Origin of the sequence: Nonomuraea rubra (assembly GCF_014207985.1) — a bacterium.
Lineage (GTDB): Bacteria > Actinomycetota > Actinomycetes > Streptosporangiales > Streptosporangiaceae > Nonomuraea > Nonomuraea rubra.
The window spans coordinates 5,059,925-5,078,107 of record NZ_JACHMI010000001.1 but is presented as its reverse complement, the minus strand read 5'-3'; the positions used below and the strand labels follow the sequence as shown (position 1 = coordinate 5,078,107).

Sequence of the window (18,183 nt, the reverse complement as noted above, 5' to 3'; positions counted from 1 at the left end):
CCGTCAGGCCGCGCTCCTGCGCGGGAACTGGCCGGGACGGCGCCCGGCGCCCGCGGGGCCGCGGTAGGCCTGGGCGATGTCCAGCCACCGGTCGGCCTCCTCGCCCACCGCGGTGACCGCGACGTCGGCGCGGTGCCTGCGCCTGGTCACCAGCAGGCAGAAGTCCTCGGCGAGCCCGCTGACCCGCTGGTCGGCGTCCTCCGGCCCGTACGCCCACAGCTCCCCGCCGGGGCCGGTGATCTCGAAGCGGAACTCGGCGGCCGGCGGGGTCAGGCCGCGCGACAGGTAACCGAAGTCCTTGGTGAGCACGGCGAACACCACCAGGTGCTGCAGGCTGGCGCCGCGCTGGAGCGGCACGCCGAGCGTGTCGGCGATGTCCTGCCCGTGCGCGAACTGCTCCATGATGCCCGCGCAGGCGAGCACGATCGGCGGCAGCGGGTTGACCAGCCACGGCACGGCACGGTCCGGCGGCACCGAGGCCAGGCCGGTGACCGCGGCCGTGCGCTGGGCGCGCCACTTGGCCAGCAGGGTGGCGGGCGTGTCATCGGCGAAGGCCTTGAGCGCGGCGTTCACCGCGCCGTCGAAGTTGTGCTGCGCGTCCTTGGTCATGTCCTGGAACGCCTCGGCGTCCGTCGCCGCCGTGGCGGCCAGCCGGAACACGAACGTCAGGTGCGCGATCTGGTCGGCGATCGTCCAGCCGGGCGCGGGTGTGGGGAGTTGCCACTGGGCCGGTTCGAGGCCCGCCACCAGGCTGTCGAGCTGGTTGCCGTCCGAAGCCAGGTCGCCGAGCACGGCGTCGAGTTCGCTCACGGGTCTGTCCTTTCCACCGATGGGACGTTGACTGGAGGAGGCGCGGGGAGCCTGCCGCCGACGCGGCGCGCGGCTGACAGGCTCGCCCACGCGGTGAGTTCGATGAGCGAGCGGTCGTCCTGGCCGGTCCTCCGGCAGGCCTCGACGACGCCGTCGTCCACCTGGTAGGGGGCGAGCGCGATCAGCAGGGCCAGCGTCGCGGGCGGGCGCAGGGCGTCCGGCAGCGCCGCCGTCGCCTCAGCGGCCCAGGCCCTGCTCGGCACCCCCGCGCGGCCCGAGGGGCCCGGGGGCGGGCCGCCCGTCCAGGACGCCAGCCGTTCCGTCAGCAGGTCGCGTACCGGGCCGGGGACCGAGCGCCGGCCGCCTGCCTCGATGGCGGCCGACGCCCTGGCGAACGCCTCGGCTTGCGGGCCGCTGCCCGCCCACGCCAGGTCCGGCGGCAGGGGGGCGGCGGGCAGCAGCGGCAGCGAGGCGCCGGCCGGCGGCGTCCTGCGCGCGGCCGGGCGCATGAGGCGGCCGAAGGCGCGCAGGGCGGGGCCGCGCGCGCGGGCGGGCACCTCGGGAGGCAGCGGCGAGTCCCCGAGGAACACCGCCACCATCCTGTTGAGGTAGTGGAAGGTGACCGCCACCGCGATGAGCTCGGCCTCCGGCGCCGCTGACCGCTCTCCCACCGCCACGAGCCCGGCCCCCGATGGCGGCCACTCCCCCACCGCAGACAGCCGGGCCTGCGACGCCGGTGGGGGCCCCGGTGCCGCTTGTTCCCCGGCCGTGGTGCGGGCCCAGGCCGCTACGGGCGCGAGCCGGGGGTCGTCGTGTCCGGGCAGGCCGCGCAGCGTCGCGTCGTGGACGTCCACGCAGTACGGGCAGGCGTTGGCGGCCGAAACCCCGGTCGCCACGGCCTCCTTGACGACCCGCGCGACCGCGCCCCCGCACAGCAGCGACTCGCGCAGCATCATCCAGCACGCCGCCAGCACCTCGGGCGCGGGCGAGTGCAGCAGCACCGGCGGGGCGGCCATGCCGAAGTCCCGTACGAGCTGCCCGTACACCCGCGCCACCAGCCCGCGTGCCGAGCGTGGTGGCACCGGGGAGACGTGGCGCACCTGGGCGAGCGCGCCGCGCGCCGTCACCAGGGCGAGCATCCTGCCCACGTCACCCTCCCAGGGCGGGCACCAGCGGCGCGGTGCCGCGACGGCCGCTGGTGGAGCCGTCGGGGGCGGGCGCGCCGTACGAGACGTCGACCCCGCGCTCCCGGGCCGCCCGGACGATCGCGGGCACGGCGCGCTCGGCGAGCGCGGAGATGGTCATGGCCGGGTTCACCGTCAGCGCGCCGGGCACGGCGGAGCCGTCGGTGACGAAGATGCCCGGGTGACCGCGCAGCTCGTGCCGGTCGTCGAGGGCGGAGGTGTGCGGGTCGTCGCCGATGCGGCACGAGGCCAGCGGGTGCACGGTGTACGCGCCGACCAGGTCGTTCGTCCACGCCGTCACGGTGGCCAGGCCGTCGCGCTCCAGGATGTCCTTGCACTCGGCGTCGGCCATCGCCCACGCGGCCTGCGTGTTGAGCGTCGGCTTGTAGCTGAGCGTGCCGAGGCCGAGCATCTGCTGCGAGACCCGGTCGGCGTTGCCGCGCGCGGGCGGCGGGCCGAACACGCCCTCGTTGTCGTCCTCGATCATCTGGAAGATGATCAGCCACTTCTGCCAGTGGCTCAGCATCTCCTTCTTGTCCAGGCCGAACCAGCGCGGGTCGGGGCCGCCGGGCATGGCGAGGATCGTGCCGAGCCCGGGCGGGAAGTAGAGCTGCTCCAGCGAGAAGCGGGTGTATTCGGGCAGCGAGCCGTCGAGCCGGTCCCAGTTGGCGACCGTGGGGCCCTTGCCGATCTGGAACGCCGCCGGGTCCAGCTCCAGCCCGAGCACCTCGCGTACCCGCTCCTCGTTCAGCACCGCGGTGTTGAGCCGCTCGCCGTTGCCGGAGAAGTAGCGGCCCACGGCGTGCGGCATCGGGCCGAGCGCGGCGGCGCTGCGCTGCAGGATGACCGGCGTGGCCGCGGCGCCCGCCGCGAGCACGACCACCTTGGCGTCGATGCGGCCCTCGCCGGCCGTGATCCGGTAGTCCTCGGCGTCGACGAGCTGGTAGTGCACGCGGTAGCCGCCGTCGGGGCTCTTGGCGATGCTCTGCACCTCGTGCAGCGGCCTGATCTTCGCGCCGTGCGCGAGCGCGGCCGGCAGGTAGTTCAGCAGCAGCGACTGCTTGGCGTCGAAGCGGCAGCCGGCCATCATCCAGTTGCAGTTGGTGCAGGCGGCGGTGTCCACGGCGGCGGGCACGGGGTTGGCGGTGCGGCCGGCGTGGCGGCAGGCCGCGGCCCAGAGCCCGCCGGAGTACGACACGTCGTCCCAGCCCTGCCGGGTGATCGCGATCGACTCGGCCACGCGGTCGTACCAGGGGTCGAGCGTGTCGCGGCTGATCGACGACGGCCACATGCGCCGGTTGATGCCGCCCCGGCGCTCGAACACGAAGCGGGGCGCCCGCGGCATAGCGGCGAAGTAGACGACGCTGCCGCCGCCCACGCAGTTGCCGCCGAGCACGCTCATGCCGTCGCCGACGGTGAAGTCGAAGATGCGCGTGTAGGACGAGCCGAGCTTGAAGTCGTGGTCGTACTCGCCGGCGGTCAGCCACGGGCCGCGCTCCAGCATGACCACGTCGGCCCCGCCCGCCGCCAGGTGGTAGGCGGTGATCGCGCCGCCGAAGCCGGTGCCGACCACGAGCACGTCGGTGCGCTCCACGCTGTTCATTCGGGACTCCCTGTGTCGGTGGTGCCGGGGTGGAGGTCGGCGAGCTGCCTGCCGTACGAGAAGGAGGGGAAGCGCCACAGGCCGTCGGCGCCCGGGCGGGCCAGGCGCATCGAGGTCAGGCCGGGATGCCCGGCGGCGAGCGCGGCGGCGGTGCCGGTGTGCGCGGCCGAGTCGTAGGCCATGTAGCAGAACAGGGACAGCAGCACCCACAGCGGCTTGTCGGGATGGCCGGGCGCGGTGAGCACGCGGACCAGGTCGGTGCGCTGCTCGAAGGTCAGCGCCACGAACGGCGGGACGTCGCCGTCGAGGTCGAGCCCGTGCTGCCCGGCGTGCTCGCGGGCGTGGTCGTTCAGCGCGCGGGCGTAGTCGCCGAGGCTCTGGCTGATGCCGGTGGCGTCCCAGTGGATCAGCTCCATCGCGCCCGCGGCCACCGCGCCGCCGGTGGGGCTGGCGCCAGCCACCGCCCTGTCCTGGCCGGACCGCTTGGCGCCGGGGATGATCGTGTCGGCGAACGCCTCGAGCGTGGTGACGACCCTCGTCTCGTGGTCCGCGGGGAGCTCTGCGCTCATGGGGCCTTCCTTAGGTGGATGAGGCGTCCAGCGCGTCCCTCAGGGTGTTCAGCGCGCGGACGGTCTGGCTGCGTACCGTGGATGACTCGTTGCCCAGGACCCGCGCGGTCTCCTCCACGCTGCGGTCCTCCCAGAAGCGGAGGAAGATCGTGGCGCGCTGCCGGGGGCCGAGCCTGGCCAGCGCGTCCCTCAGCACCATGCGCTGGCTCACGGGGACGTACGGGTCGCGGGCGGCGCCGGCCTCCGGCGGCACGCCGAAGAGGACTTCCCTGGTCCAACGCGACGACCTGCGGTCGCTGATGAGCAGCCGCGTCATGACGCGGCGCGCGTAGGGCGCCATCGTGTCCCGCCGGTCGAGCTCCCGCCAGCGCAGGAAGATCGTCATGAGTGTCCGCTGGACCAGGTCGTCCGCCTCGTGCCAGTCGTCCGACAGCGCGAAGGCGATCCGCCTCAGCGCGGGCCTGGTCTGCTGGACGAAGCGCGTGAATTCTTGTTCGCCCCGCCCTTCGGCCATAATCGCTCCCCCGGTTTTTCCGTCGGTCGATATTGAGAGAATCGATCGGCGTACTATGCGGCACAACCCCTATCCGCGCACCCGGCGCCCTTATTCGAGGGGGCACCCCTAATCGCGGCCGGCCGACCCCTAATTTCGCGCCGCCGTCACTTCTTTCCGCGGCGGGCGCTCCTACGCTCGGGTGATGGGCACCTTGCCGGGCCGCCATCGCGGCCCTCCCGAGCACTCCGGCCTTCTCCGGCCAGTTGACAACAATCAACAGGGTTTTGCAAGGAATAACCACCGCGAGATACCGGGCAATGACCCAGCGATTTTTCCGGAAATAATTTCGCGGACCGTGCAGCATTACCGCGGGCTCGGCGCGTGTACCTCCGAACGGAATTTATCGACGCGTATCCGGAAAGCATGCCTCACCGGCCGATCCGGAAGCGGGAGGCCACATGGACGACGTCATTGAACGAGCCGTCATGCGAGTGATCGAGAACATCCAGGAAAACTTCGGTGAGCAGATCACGATCGACGACATGGCGCACACCGCGATGTTCAGCAAGTTCCACTTCTCGCGGGTCTTCCAGCGTGTCACGGGGCTGTCGCCCGGCCGGTTCCTGTCGGCGGTGCGGCTGCGCGAGGCCAAGCGGCTGCTCGCCTCGACCTCGCTGAACATCGCCTACATCAGCCACCAGGTCGGCTACTCCAGCGTCGGCACGTTCAGCAGCCGGTTCACGCGCAGTGTCGGCCTGTCACCCAGCCGGTACCGCCAGGTCCTGGGCGTCTCCAGGAAGAGCCTGGCGGGCGGGGCGAGCCGGTCGCGCGGCGGCGGCACCGCCACCGTCCACGGCACGGTCACCTCGCCGCTGCCCGACAGGCCCGTCTTCGCGGGGATGTTCGTGGGGCAGCTCCTGGAGGGCAAGCCGGCCAGCTACACCGTGCTCAGCCGTCCCGGCCCCTTCGTCATGGACGACGTGCCGGCGGGCCACTGGTACCTGCTGGCCCAGTCGGTGGCCGAGGGCTGCGACGACGCCGTCAACCTGCCGCCCACCACCGAGGTCTCGCTGTGCGTGGCGCGCCGCGGACCGATCGCGGTCGGCGAACAGGGCGGCACCCACCGGGCCGACCTCACGCTCCGGCCCATGAGCAGCTTCGACCCGCCTCACCTGCTCGCTCTTCGCGACGTGCTGGCTGCGTGGAACCAGGAGGCGTGGAACCAGGAGGGCGACGGGTGAAGCCGAACGCTGACGCGCCGAGCCGCGGGCGGTGATCTCCTCACCGCCCGCGGCTCTTTCTCACAGGAGGCTGACGGTCATCGGCAGCCCGCCGCGCACCCGCAGCGACAACATCGCCTCGGGCACCGCCGGCCGCCCGGGCAGGCCGGTCAGCCGCAGCTCCCGCGCCACCGACGCGAGCACGAAGACGGCCTCCATCATCCCCAGGTGGCTCCCGACGCAGAACCGCGGCCCGGCGCCGAACGGGATGTAGGCGTACCGGGGCCGGTCCGACCGCGCCTCCGGCGCGAACCGCTCGGGGTCGAACCGCTCCGGCTCCCGCCACCAGCCCGGATGCCGGTGCAGCGTGTACGGGCTGATCAGCACGTCGGCCCCGGCGGGCACCCGGTACCCACCCACCTCGTCGCCCGTCACCGCCACGCGGGTCAGCGCCCACACCGGCGGGTAGAGCCGCATGACCTCCTCCAGCACCATGGTGGTGTAGGTGAGCCTGGGCAGGTCGGCGACAGTGGGCGGCCGGTCGCCGAGCACGGAGACGGCCTCCTCGCGCAGCCGCTCGCGCACGCCGGGATGGCGGTCGATCAGGTGGAAGGCCCACGACAGCGTCGAAGCCGTGGTCTCGTGGCCGGCCAGCAGGACCGTGATCAGCTCGGCGCGCAGGCGGTCGCGGGCCGCCCGCTCGCCGGGAGCCTGCCCGGCGGAGGCGATCAGGCGGGACAGCAGGTCGTCCCCGCCGGTCGGATGCTCGATCCGGTGGGCGATCAGCGCGTCGGCGATCCGGTGCAGCTCGCGGCGCGACCTGCGGAAGCGCAGGTGGAGCGGGAGCGGCAGCCACAGCGGCACCGCGCCGAGCGTGACCATCTCGAACATCGCCTGGTCCTGGACGCCCTCGAAGGCGTGCCCGATGGACTCGTACGCGCCGAGATCGGCCTCCAGCAGCGTCCTGCCGAGCACGCCGAGCGTGAGCGCGGTCATCTCGTGCGCCACGTCCACGGGCCCGCGGCCGGCGTGGGCCCGCAGCCGCGCCACGAGCCTGCCCGTCTCCTCGGCGACGGCCGTGTCCTGCCCGGCCAGCCGCTTGTTCTGGAAGAGCGGCTGGATCGACCTGCGCTGGTCGCGCCACACCTGGCCGTGGCTGGTCAGCAGGCCGTCGCCGAGGACCCGCCTGGCCTCGGCCAGGCCGAGACCCTTGCGGTAGCCGGCGTTGTTGTCGGCCAGCACGTGCTTGGCGTGGTCGGGGTGGTTGAACAGGTAGAGGCTCTTGGGGCCGATGGTGAGGCGCACGGCGTCGCCGTACCTGGAGACGGCGCCCGACAACATCCCGAGCCGGTCCGAGACGAGCTGCCTGAACAGGGCGGGGCCCGCCCACAGGGGCGGGCCGGGCGGCGCCGCACGCACGCGTGCCGGCGCCGCCTGCGGCGGGAGGTGGACGACCATTACGCCGCGACCTCTTCGAGCGAGGCGAACCTGCCCCGATACACCAGCAGCCCGTCACTGCCGGGGCGCTGCCGCATCGACAGCACCTTGCCGAGGAAGATCGTGTGGTCGCCGCCATCGTAGGAGCGCCACAGGTCGCACTCGAAGCACACGGCGGCGTCCGCGATCAGCGGGACGTCCGTGAGCTCGCCCGGCACCACGTCCACCGCGGCGAACTGGGCCGCGCCCGTCTCGCGGTAGCGGTTGGCGAAGTGCCTGGCCTCCGCCTCCTGGTGGGCGGCCAGCACCGAGACGCCGAAGAACGTGCTGTCCCCGAGGAAGCGGTGCATCGACGCCGACTTGGCGACGCAGATCAGCAGCAGCGGCGGGTCGAGTGAGACCGAGGTGAAGGAGTTGGCCGTCATGGCATGAGGGACCGGGCCGCCCGTCGTCACCACGGTGACTCCGGTGGCGAAGGCGCCGAACGCGTGACGCAGTGCCGCGCTGTCGGTCACGCTGTCGGTCAGTGCGGTTGATGAGGAGACGTTCACGCTGACCTCCTGGATCGGCGTCTAGGCTGCGTACGGTTCGAGCGCGCCGACCAGGGCGGGCGGGACCCTGGCCGGTACGGTCCTGGTGTTCGGCCCCCGCATGCAGGCGACCCGCTGCCGGCCACGCGCGATGAGCAGTTCGCCGTCGCCGGGGCCGATCCTGACGTAGTCGAAGCCGAACTCGAGCTGGGTCTGGGCGAGCTCGATCAGGCGCATCCTGATGGACAGCTCGTCGAATGCGGTGATCTCCGCGAAGAACTCGCAGTCGACCTTGAGGGTGAACAGCTTGAGGTCGTCCTGGAGGTCGGCGAGCACCTCGGGCGCGCACTCCTTCAGGAAGATCTCTCTGCATCTGCCCTGCCAGCGCAGGTAGTTGACGTAGTAGACGTTGCCCACGAGGTTGGTCTCCTCGAAACCCACCGTGTGGCGATATTCGAAGTACTTCTCCATCGTCATGACCGCCCTTCGGTGAGAACGGCGACCACGACGGGGTCGTTCAGGCCCCGTACGGTGGTCGCCAGGGTCGCGATGCGTGCGCCCGCCGTGACCAGCACGACCCAGCCGTCGCCGGCGTCCGCGTGCAGCTCCGGCAGCTCGCCGGCGGGGAGCTCGGCGGTGCGAAGGCAGGCCAGCGCGGCGCGGACGCGGGCGGCGGCGACGTCGCCGCTCTCCCCCGCCTGCGCTGCGATCCGCTCGGCCAGCGACGCGTGTGCGGCTGCCTGCTCCTCCGGCTCCGCGTGCCCGGGCGCCTGCGCTCCGCCGCCGACCGGCGTGATAGCGCAGGCCACGGGCTGCGCGGCGGCGACGCAGAGCGTCAGGCCCGGCACGTGGGCGAGCGCGCTGTTGCCATGCGGCGTCCCGGCGGACGCGGTGGCGCCGTTCGGGGTGCCGGCGAGCGTGGTGGCGCCGTTCAGCGTGCCGGTGGGCGCGGCGCCGTTCGGGGTGGCGGTGGGGGCGGGTGGGGTGGTGTGCAGGCGGTCGTGGGCGAGGTCGGTGAGGTCGTCGCCGGGTTCGGCGACGACCGCGACATCGGCGCCGACCAGGTCGGCGAGGCGCCGTTCCACGTACGGGCCGAGCAGCGGTGCCGCCCACGGACCGCGGCCGTCCTGCTTGCGGACGGCCTGCAGACGCAGGCCCTCCCAGCGCTCGACGAGCTCGCCGGTCTTGGTGCGTACCGCGATGTCGTAGACGTAGGTGTCGCCGTCCCTGCTCCGCTCGGCGGCGCAGTAGCGCACCTCGTCCAGGTCGTCCAGGGTGCGGCCGCCGGGGCGCACCCGGTCGATGCCGGTCGGCAGCAGCGTGGCGTCGGGGACGCAGACCTGGTTGCCGTGCATCAGCGCGTCCCGCATGCCGGGGTCGCCGAGCAGCAGCTCGCCCGGCAGGTATCCGGCGAACCACGAGCCGTCCTGCTCCACCGCGAGGTCGGCGTCCACGTGGCGGGCCGCCGCCCGGTGGTAGCGGCGCAGGCGCTGGAAGCGGCTGCCCTGGAAGAGCACCTGGCCGTACAGGTCGGTGTCGGGCTCGAGTGCCACCGGGGGCAGGCCGTCCGGGATCTGGCCGGGCGGGCCCTCGGGGCAGGGTCCGGCGTCGAAGCGGAGTTCGGCGCTGAAGTGGTCGACCTCGAAGCCGGTCTCCGCGCTGCGGATCGTGACGGCGACCGTGTCGTCGCCGGTGGCTGCGGCGGCGATCCTGAGCGTGGTGCTCCCCTCCGGTGGCACGATGATCGGCCGGGAGAAGGCGGCCCGTTCGATGACGGGCGTCTCCTGGCGGCCGGTGGCGGCGCACGCCACCTGGCTCATGGCCTCCATGCCGATCACGGCGGGGAACAGGAGGTTGCCGTCGAGCAGGTGGTCAGCCAGGTAGAGGTCGGTGCCGGCGTTCAACTCGACCTCGCTGACCAGCTCCACCCCGTGGTAGCGGACGAGAGGGGTGCCGACGAAGCGCAGCAGCGGCAGCTCGGGTTCGTCGCGCCTGACGGTGGCGACGCCCTCGGTGCGCCCGCTGATCACCACGACACCCTCGGTGGCGGGGTCGGTGACGAGCCTGCGCATGATCTGCACGCCCTGCTCGACGGGGATGGGCGTGATGCCCTGCTCGGTGAGCCGGTCCACCACCGACAGCCGCTCGCCCATGCCGACGTCGGACCACACCGACCATTCCAGGCACAGGCTCCTGCAGCCGGGGTTGGCCGCGCCGGTCTCGGCGGTGAGGTCGGCCAGCCACTCGTTGGCGGTGGCGTAGTGCGCCTCGCCCTGCAGGCCCGCCCTGCCGATGATGCTGCCGAGGGTGACCAGCAGGCGCAGCCGGGCCGGGTCCACCGCGGCGAGGACGTTGCGCAGGCCGTCCACCTTGGGGGCGAACGTGCGGGCGAAGTCGTCCGGGCCGAGGCCGGCGATGCCGGCGGGGGCGTTGTAGCCGGCGCCGTGCAGGATCGCCGTCACCGGGCCGAGCACCCGCTCGGCCTCCTCGACGGCCTGCCGCACCTGGGCGGGGTCGGCGGCGTCGGCCCTGACGTAGTGGACGGTCAGGCCGGACTCGGTCATGCGGCGCAGGTTCGCGGCCAGCTCCTCGTCCTGGGCCGGGTCGGAACGGCCGAGCAGCGCCAGCTTGGCACCGCCCGGAGCACCGCCCGAGTCACCGCCTGCAGCGCTGCCCGCCGCGCCGCCCGGAGGAGAGCCGGCCATGGCGATCGCGCACTCGGCCGTGATCCCCTTGCCGCCGCCGGTCACCAGCAGCACGTCGTCCGGTGTGAGCGGGTGCTCCTCGCGTTCCTGGGCGGCGGGCATCGCCCGAAGGGTCGGGACGCGCCGGACGCCGCCGGCGTCGTAGTGCACCTCGGAGAAGTCCGAGGTGGCGGCCACCTCGGCAACGACCTTCCCGATCACCTCAGGCCCGATCACCTCGGGCGCCTGCGGTACCTGCACGACGGTAGTGCGCAGCCCGACGGCCTCCAGGTGGAGCGTCTTGGCCAGCCCGGCGGCGCCCCTGCCGTGCTGGACCAGGACGAACCGGGTGCCGGGCCCCGCCGAGAGCGCGGCCTTGGCGCCGAGCAGCGCCTGCTCCAGGTCCTCCATCGCGCAGTGCGGCGGTAGGCACACCAGCACACCTGAACCAACCTTCTCCTGTTCGAGCGCCTCCCGCAGCGGCTGCCCGAGGCCGGATCCCGCGGGCGCGAACAGCTCCCACCGGCCCTGCTGCTCCTTGGCCACCCGCCGGGGCACCGGCAGCTCGTCCAGGTCGACGGTGAACGGCCGCACCCACGTGGCCGCGGCGGCGACGCCGCGGGCCCGCTGGTCGCGCGGCTCGGCCGCGAGCCTGTCCAGCGCCTCGCCGAGCTCGCCCAGGGTGGCGGTGGCCACGTTGGGCAGCTGCACGGCGGGCATGCCGAGGTGCTGGGTGGCCTGGTCGAGGATGTGCATGACGGTGACGGAGCTGAGGTGCAGGCCGTCCAGCGGCTTGCTGTCGGCGGTGACCAGCTCCAGCGGGAGCTCCACGCGTTCGGCGGCCAGGCGGCGCAGCAGGTCCGTGGTGGACTCGCCGGTCCGCTCCGCGCTCTGCCGCGCCGGCTCGTCCTTGGCAACGGGCCGGGCGACGGGCGCCGCCTTGACGACGGGTTTCGGCGCGGACTCCGCGGGGCTGGCGAAGAACGAGAACTCCGTCCCGAGCTCCAGGGGGTGGACGAGGCGGCCGTGGAACAGCTCCTCGTGCTCGACGGCCACGCCGCTCACGTGGGCGGCGGCGACCACGCCGAGCAGCCCCGTCAGCGACTCGGAGTCGGTGTCCAGCGCGACCGCCGGCACGTCGGTGAGCTCTCCGGCCAGGCCGCTGAGCACCCGTCCCGGCCCCACCTCGACGAGCAGGTCGAGCCCGTCGGCGGCGACCCGTACGGCCTGGGAGAACAGCACGGGCGCGGTGATCTGGCGCAGCAGCAGCGCGGTGACGTCGGTGCCGCCGTTCAGCTCGGTGCCGGTGACCGTGGAGACCACGCGGCGGGCCGGCGGCGTGAACCGTTCGCCGTCCAGGGCCTCCTCCAGCGCCTGCGCGGCGGGGGCCACCAGCGGCGAGTGGAAGGCGTGCGAGACGTTGAGCCTGGTCCAGGTCAGGCCCTCGCGCGTGGCGGCCTGCCCGACCTGGTCGATCGCGTCCACGGGGCCTGCCACGACGGTCTGGCCGGGCGAGTTGTATCCGGCGATCACCACGGGCAGGTCGCCGATCAGCCGGCGCGCGATCTCGGGCCCGGCCCGCAGCCCGGCCATCGTGCCGGAGTCGCTGTGCCGTTCCATGGCCTTGCCGCGCTTGCCCGCCACGCGCAGCAGCGCGTGCTCGTCCATCGCGCCGGCCCAGCACAGGGCGGACAGCTCGCCCAGGCTGTGCCCGACGCCGACCTCGGCCTCGATGCCGAGCGCGGACAGGGCGCGGACGCCGGCGATGGAGCCGGTGGCGATGCGCGGCTGGGCGACCGAGGTGGCCACCATGTCGCCGGTGGCGGGCAGGGCGGCCGTCCGGTAGAGCTCGTCCACGCACGGCAGGCGCCTGCGCAGCGCGCCGCCGCCCGTCCCGCGTCCCGAGCCCTGGCCGGGGAAGAGGAAGCCCACGCGGGGCCTGGCCGCGGCGCGGCGCAGCCACGCCTTGCCGTCCGGCGTGAACAGCTCGCTCTCGCCCGAGTCGAGCGCCGTCAGCACCCGCCCGAGCTGCCGCTCGGCGTCCTCGGGCGAGGCGACGACCGCCGCCGCCCGGTACGGCAGGCCGCGCAGCCTGCCACGCAGCGTCCCGGCCAGGTCGCCGAGCTGGGCGTAGGAGACGGCGGGCACGAACGCGGCCGCCTCGGCCACCTGGCCGCGCAGCTCCTCCCAGGAGGCCGCGTCGAACAGGAACAGCTCCGCGTCCTGCTGGGCGGTGGCCAGCGCCCTGGTCCTGCTGGACATCCGCCGCCTGGGAGCCTCGGCCTCCAGGACGACGTGGGTGTTGATGCCGCCGAACCCCATGGCGGTGACGCCGGCGCGCAGCGGGCGGCCGTCGGGCCACGGCTCGGCCTGGCGCAGCACCCGCAGCGCGGCGGGCTCCTCGGACAGTACGGGGTGCGGGTCGACGCAGCCGATGGTCGGCGGCAGCACCTGCTCGTGCACGGCCATGGCGGCCTTGATGAGGCCGGCCACCCCCGCCGCCGCCTTGGCGTGGCCGATCATGCCCTTGATGGAGCCGACGGCCGCCGGCGGCGCCGCCGGGTCCGCGGCGGCCCTGGACTGCGACAGCGCGGTCAGCTCGGTCGCGTCGCCGATGGCCGTCCCCGTGCCGTGCCCCTCGAACAGGGACACGGTCTCGATGCCGAACCCGGCCCGCTCGTACGCGCGCTCCAGCGCCAGCCGGTACCCCTTGACCTCGGGCCGCGTCATGCCGCCCTTTCCGTCGGAGGAGATGCCCCACCCGGCGACCGTGGCGTAGACCCGGTGCCCGGCCGCCAGCGCGTCGGCCTCGCGCATCAGCACCACGATGCCGCAGCCCTCGCCGGGCCAGAACCCGTTGGAGTGCCGGTCGTAGAGCCGGAACTCGCCCTTGGCCAGCGCGCCGGTCTTGGCGAACCCGATCACCTCGAACGGGTCGATGGACAGATCGACGCCGCCGGCGACGGCCACGTCCAGCTCGCCGTCGCTGAGCGCCTTGGCCGAGGTGACGACCGACAGCAGCGAGGAGGAGCAGGCGCCGTCCACGATGTAGCCGCCGCCGTGCAGGTCGTAGTGGTTGCAGATGCGCCCGGCGATGGTGTTGGCCAGCCCGCCGGCGAGCGTGTCCTCGTCCACGGGCGGGAACGGGTCCTTGTAGACCTGCTCGTACCCGGCCAGGAACGTGGCCAGCCGGTCGTCGTCCCAGCCCTGCTCCTTGAGCGCGGCGGCGAGCGTGCGCCTGACGTACGGCCAGCGCAGCCGCATGACGTTGGCGCGGGTGAACTCGCCGGTCAGCGTGTTGCCGATGACGACGCCCGTGCGGGCCCGCGGCAGCCCGCCGCCCTCGGGGAAGCCGGCGTCGGCCAGGGCGCGGCCGGCCATGTCCAGCGCGAGCCAGTGGGTGAGGTCGGTGGAACGGTACGTGCTGCCGGCGATCCGGTGCCCCAGCCTGTCGAAGGTGTAGCCCTCGATGACCGCGGCCGTCCTGGCGTAGAAGGTGTCGGGCGCGGCCGGATCGGGGTTCCAGTAGTCCTCCAGCCGCATGCGGCTGTCGGGCAGCCGGCGGAAGGCCCTGCGCCCGGCGACGGCGTTCTCCCACAGCTCGCGCGGGGAGGCGGCGTCGGGGTAGCGGCAGGCCATGCCGACTATCGCGATCTTCGTCATGCCTTCGCGACCTCTCTCCCCGTGGCGGCGACCGCCTGCTCGGCGGCCGCGGTCACCCTGGCGGCGTCCAGCGCCCTGGCCTGCTCCACGATGTGCAGCGCCCAGAGGAAGCCGCCGCGGATCAGGCAGACGGCCGCGGTGGCGAAGAAGATCCCGTAGGGGATGTTCATGCCCATGAGCAGGCCGTACACGAGGGCGACGCCGCCGCCGAAGGCCACCTGGGACAGCGGCCTGGACGGCGTGGTGCCGGGGTCGGTGATCATGTAGTTGGTGAAGAGGATGAACGCGACCCCGGTCATCATGGACAGGCCGCCCAGGATCGAGATGTCGTCGATGAGGAGCCCGCGCACGATCGCCTGCAGCGCGTAGCCGCCCACCCAGGCGCCGATCAGCCACATGCGGTTGGTCAGCTTGCCGTTGAGCATGGTGCCGCCGACGATGATGACCGCCGGGATGATCCAGTCGATCGGGTTGTAGACGTTCTCGGTGAAGTGGTACGGCGGCGCGATGCTGGCCCACGGGAAGATGAGCAGGATCACCGCGATGCCGAGGTTGGAGGGGTTCATGAAGTGCCGCAGCCGGCCGCGGACGGGCGCCCTGAGCACCCACTTGGCCCCGACGGCCACGGTGACGCCGAACATCATGACCAGCACCTGGTCGTTGACGTAGGTCAGCATGTTGAGCGCGATCGAGGTGATGTGCGCGGGCAGGAGGAACTCCATGAGGCCGCGCGGGCCGTTGCCGAGGAACCTCGGCGCCCTGCCCTCGGCCCGGGCGCCGATGACCTCCAGCACGATCTCCACGGTGTAGCCCGTGGCCAGCGCCACGAAGGGCCAGGTCCACGGCTGCTCGAAGCCGAACCAGGTGTAGCCGAGGATGTTGAACACCGTGATGGAGATGGCGAACCTGCGCAGCGCGGTGATGACCTTCGGATCGTGACCCGGCTTCTTGGTGACCGCCTTGTCTGCCATGTCGTCACTTCTCCTTCGCGGACGTGCCGAGCTGGACGGCGTGCCAGCCGGGGGTGAGCTGGAGGTCCTGGCTGCGGGGCTGGCCGGTACGGTCGCGCCAGGTGAGGCGCACCTGCAGCGGCCCTGTCACGTTCTGGCCCAGGCCGAGGTGGATGGCGTGCGAGCGCTTGCCGGAGTGGCCGCTGCCGCCGTCCACGCGGCCGACGTGGGTGCGCCCGTCCGGGGTCGTGACGGTGGCCTGCGCGCCGATCGCCGGGGAGCCGGCCCCGGACGTGACGGACGGGTCCTCGTGGGTGAGCCGCAGCCCGAGGAAGGCGCCCTTGGAGGTGCTGGTGTTCTGGTAGAAGATCGGCGCGTCGAACTGCCGCGCCACGGCGAAGTCGAGCAGGCCGTCGCCGTTGGCGTCACCGGTCGCGATGCCGCGCGTGGGCACCGGCACGGCCAGCCCCAGCTCCTGCGACAGGTTGGCGTAGCGGCCGTTGCCGTCGGGGGCGAAGAACGCCAGGGTCTGGCTGCCGGCGATGTCGCCGCCCTCGGTGACGTTCGGCCACGACTTCGGGGTACGGGTCACCTGGTCGTTGGCGGCGGCCAGCTCCTGCAGCGGCGGCCAGCGGTTGACGTCGCCCTTGACGAAGCCGGTCGCCTGGACGATCTCCAGCTCGCCGTCGTTGTCGAAGTCCTCGATCTTGGGGTCCCAGCCCCAGCCGGACCAGGCGGTACGCAGCTCGGCGCTGAGGTCCTTCCAGGGGGCGGCGCCGCTCTTGAGCTGGGCCCGCAGGTCGTCCTTGCTCTTGGCCGTGGAGATGAACTGGAAGTTGCTCTCCTGGATGCCGTACGGGGTGGTGATGTTGCTGACGAAGAAGTCGAAGATGCCGTCGTGGTTGAAGTCGCCGGCGTCGGAGCCCATGCCCTTGAAGGAGTCGTCGCCGAGGACCTTGGACTTGGGCACGCCGGGGCCGCGCACGGCCTCGACCCGGGAGAAGGAGATCGTGCCGGGCTTGGAGGTGTTGTAGAGCAGGTGGTCGTGGCCGAAGTCGTTGTTCAGCATCAGCTCGGGCAGCGTGTCGCCGTCGAGGTCGACCGAGGTCGCGCCGAGCTCCCAGCCGGTGGACAGGTCCTTGGGCAGCACGTCGCCGAGCGTGGTGAAGCTCGCGGTGGGCCGGTCGCCCGAGGTGCCCGCCGTCCAGCGGAAGAAGTAGTTCCTGCCGCCGTTGACGGCGTTGGACAGCGAGTCGTTCATCTCGACGCCGCCGTCCTTGCCGCTGTCGAGCACGGGGCTGCCGTCGGGGAAGTAGTTGCCGACGAAGATGTCGGGCCTGCCGTCGCCGTCGAAGTCGGCCACCGTGGCCACGTTGCTGTTCCACAGCTGGCCGCGGTAGGCGCCGCCGCCGGAGGACGCGGGCACCAGCTCGGTGGCGTGGAAGGCGTCCGCGCCGAGCGTGGTCGCGGTCGAGCGCTGCAGGTACAGCGTCGGCGTGCGGCCCCACCAGTACACCAGCAGGTCCGTCCTGCCGTCCTGGTTGTAGTCGGCGGGGACCGCACCCATGGGGGCCATGGTGTCGTCCACCGGCAGGGAGCCGTGGCTCAGCTCGAACGGCTGGTACCTGGCGGTGCCCTGGCCGGGGGCCGGGGTGACGACCACCTGGTCGGTACGGGTGTCGACGATGACGAGGTCGTCGTCGCGGCCGTTGCCGTCGAGGTCGTTCATCGCGATCGCCGCGCCGACCGAGGAGATCCACGCGTCGATGTGCTTGTAGGCCTTGTTCACCTTGCGGATCGTCTGCTGGGGAGCCCCGCCCGGCATCGCGATGCTCATGGGCGCGAAGCCGTACGCGCCGGCCAGGTTCTCCCTGTCCGCCTGCGACGCGAAGGTCGGGCGGCCCACCAGGAACATGGCGATCATCAGGACCAGGGCGATGACGCCCGCGAGCTGCTTGCGCAGCCATGCGGCCACCACTGTCACGGGGTAACACCTCCATAGGAGTGAAGACTGTCGGCGATGCGGGCGCGCCACGTCTCGTACGCGGGCACGGCGCCTGGCACCGGGGAGGCGGGCACAGGGGAAGCGGGCACAGGGGAGGCAGGCGCAGGGGGGGCGGGCCGGGTCTCGCGGCAGAGCGTGGCCGCCCGCTGCGCGCTCGTCCCGCACAGCACGTGCGCGGCCAGCTCGTTGTGCGGGTTCAGCAGGCCGGCGCGGATCCTGGCCTCGGCGGCGAACGCGCTGCCCTGGGCGAGCTGGGGCGCGTGCTCGCCCGCCCGCCGGCGCAGCTCGCGCAGCTCGGGCTCGCCGGCGCCGCCGGCGTAGGTGGCCGCCAGGCCCGTTCCCGCGTACAGGTCGGGCCTGCGGGCCGCGGGGAAGCCGTCGATCAGGGAGGTGACCCTGTCCACGTCCGTGCCGCCGACGAACCACAGCGCACGTCCGATGCCCTGGTCGATCGCGCGGGCGGCGTAGCTCTCGTACCCGGGGGGCCAGGTGAAGCGCGGCTCCCGGTACTGCTCGTGCACGTACCGCCGGGTGTGGAAGTAGGCCTGGTGGAAGCCGTAGCCGTCGTGCACCAGCCACAGCAGCAGCGGGTCGAGCCGCCGGCTCGACGGCCACAGGAGGCGGGGCAGCCGCGCCATGGCCCACCCGATCCCGACGTAGATCATGTAGTTGTGCCTGTCGCCCGCGCCGCTCAGGAACTGCCGGGTCCTGCGCAGGTCGGAGAAGGCCAGGCAGTCCAGGACGGCCAGGCCCATGCCCGCGCCCTCGTAGGCGAAGCCCTTGAACCTCGCCGGCACCTGCTCTAGTCGCTGCTCGGCCTCGGAGAGGCTGCCCGCCTCCACGGCGTGGGCGTAGCCGGTGAGAAAGCTCTCCCCGACGGTCTCCAGCAATTCTTTGGCCGCCGCGTTCTTCACCGGGAAACCGCGCCTTTCGAGCGTGGTCTCCCGGATGTTCGGCGTCAGAATTTTCTGCCTCAATGACCGCAACACACTGGCCAAAATCGCCCTCCAACCTTGTGGTCAGATAAACTCC

13 protein-coding genes are annotated in these 18,183 nt (G+C 72.8%); 1 reads left to right on the top strand and 12 read right to left on the bottom strand.

The annotated features are described in order from the left end of the window. Positions 1-3: 3 nt before the first annotated feature. The 5 genes from HD593_RS23105 to HD593_RS23085 are packed head-to-tail and all read right to left on the bottom strand — an operon-like array spanning position 4 to position 4,680. Positions 4-810 (bottom strand): TIGR03084 family metal-binding protein, encoded by an 807-nt coding sequence (locus tag HD593_RS23105; RefSeq protein WP_185104207.1) that lies wholly within the window; start codon positions 808-810, stop codon positions 4-6. Continuing rightward, complete coding sequence (locus tag HD593_RS23100; protein ID WP_185112057.1) at positions 807-1,949, bottom strand: carboxymuconolactone decarboxylase family protein; 1,143 nt, start codon at positions 1,947-1,949, stop codon at positions 807-809. Before HD593_RS23100 ends, HD593_RS23105 begins: the two co-directional genes overlap by 4 nt. Positions 1,950-1,959: 10 nt before the next feature. Further along, entirely contained in the window at positions 1,960-3,597 is a 1,638-nt protein-coding gene (locus HD593_RS23095; protein ID WP_185104206.1) for an FAD-dependent oxidoreductase, read from the bottom strand. After that, a complete protein-coding gene (locus HD593_RS23090) occupies positions 3,594-4,166 on the bottom strand; it encodes a DUF5987 family protein (protein WP_185104205.1) in 573 nt (190 codons plus the stop codon). Before HD593_RS23090 ends, HD593_RS23095 begins: the two co-directional genes overlap by 4 nt. A gap of 10 nt (positions 4,167-4,176) precedes the next feature. Continuing rightward, entirely contained in the window at positions 4,177-4,680 is a 504-nt protein-coding gene (locus tag HD593_RS23085; RefSeq protein WP_185104204.1) for a SigE family RNA polymerase sigma factor, read from the bottom strand. A gap of 440 nt (positions 4,681-5,120) precedes the next feature. On the opposite strand from HD593_RS23085, the gene HD593_RS23080 reads away from it, so the two are divergent. Then, complete coding sequence (locus tag HD593_RS23080; RefSeq protein ID WP_185104203.1) at positions 5,121-5,903, top strand: helix-turn-helix domain-containing protein; 783 nt, start codon at positions 5,121-5,123, stop codon at positions 5,901-5,903. Positions 5,904-5,963: 60 nt separating this feature from the next. On the opposite strand, the gene HD593_RS23075 is transcribed toward HD593_RS23080, so the two are convergent. Genes HD593_RS23075 through HD593_RS23045 form a run of 7 tightly spaced genes read right to left on the bottom strand, consistent with a single transcriptional unit; the run spans position 5,964 to position 18,128 of the window. Continuing rightward, positions 5,964-7,340, bottom strand: a complete 1,377-nt coding sequence (locus HD593_RS23075; protein WP_185104202.1) for a cytochrome P450 — start codon at positions 7,338-7,340, stop codon at positions 5,964-5,966. Beyond that, the gene (locus HD593_RS23070; protein WP_185104201.1) at positions 7,340-7,870 is read right to left on the bottom strand and encodes a flavin reductase family protein; all 531 of its coding nucleotides are present in this window, start codon (positions 7,868-7,870) and stop codon (positions 7,340-7,342) included. Before HD593_RS23070 ends, HD593_RS23075 begins: the two co-directional genes overlap by 1 nt. 21 nt (positions 7,871-7,891) lie before the next feature. Further along, positions 7,892-8,326 (bottom strand): acyl-CoA thioesterase, encoded by a 435-nt coding sequence (locus HD593_RS23065; protein ID WP_246546690.1) that lies wholly within the window; start codon positions 8,324-8,326, stop codon positions 7,892-7,894. Continuing rightward, positions 8,323-14,196, bottom strand: a complete 5,874-nt coding sequence (locus tag HD593_RS23060; protein WP_185104200.1) for a type I polyketide synthase — start codon at positions 14,194-14,196, stop codon at positions 8,323-8,325. Before HD593_RS23060 ends, HD593_RS23065 begins: the two co-directional genes overlap by 4 nt. Beyond that, positions 14,193-15,167 carry an enediyne biosynthesis protein gene (locus HD593_RS23055; RefSeq protein WP_185104199.1) on the bottom strand — a complete coding sequence of 325 codons (975 nt, stop codon included), beginning with the start codon at positions 15,165-15,167 and terminating at the stop codon, positions 14,193-14,195. The genes HD593_RS23060 and HD593_RS23055 overlap by 4 nt, the downstream gene beginning before the upstream one ends. A 4-nt stretch (positions 15,168-15,171) precedes the next feature. After that, complete coding sequence (locus tag HD593_RS23050; protein ID WP_312903636.1) at positions 15,172-17,130, bottom strand: CRTAC1 family protein; 1,959 nt, start codon at positions 17,128-17,130, stop codon at positions 15,172-15,174. Continuing rightward, a complete protein-coding gene (locus tag HD593_RS23045; protein ID WP_246546689.1) occupies positions 17,127-18,128 on the bottom strand; it encodes a DUF1702 family protein in 1,002 nt (333 codons plus the stop codon). The genes HD593_RS23050 and HD593_RS23045 overlap by 4 nt, the downstream gene beginning before the upstream one ends. Between the last annotated feature and the right edge of the window lie 55 nt (positions 18,129-18,183).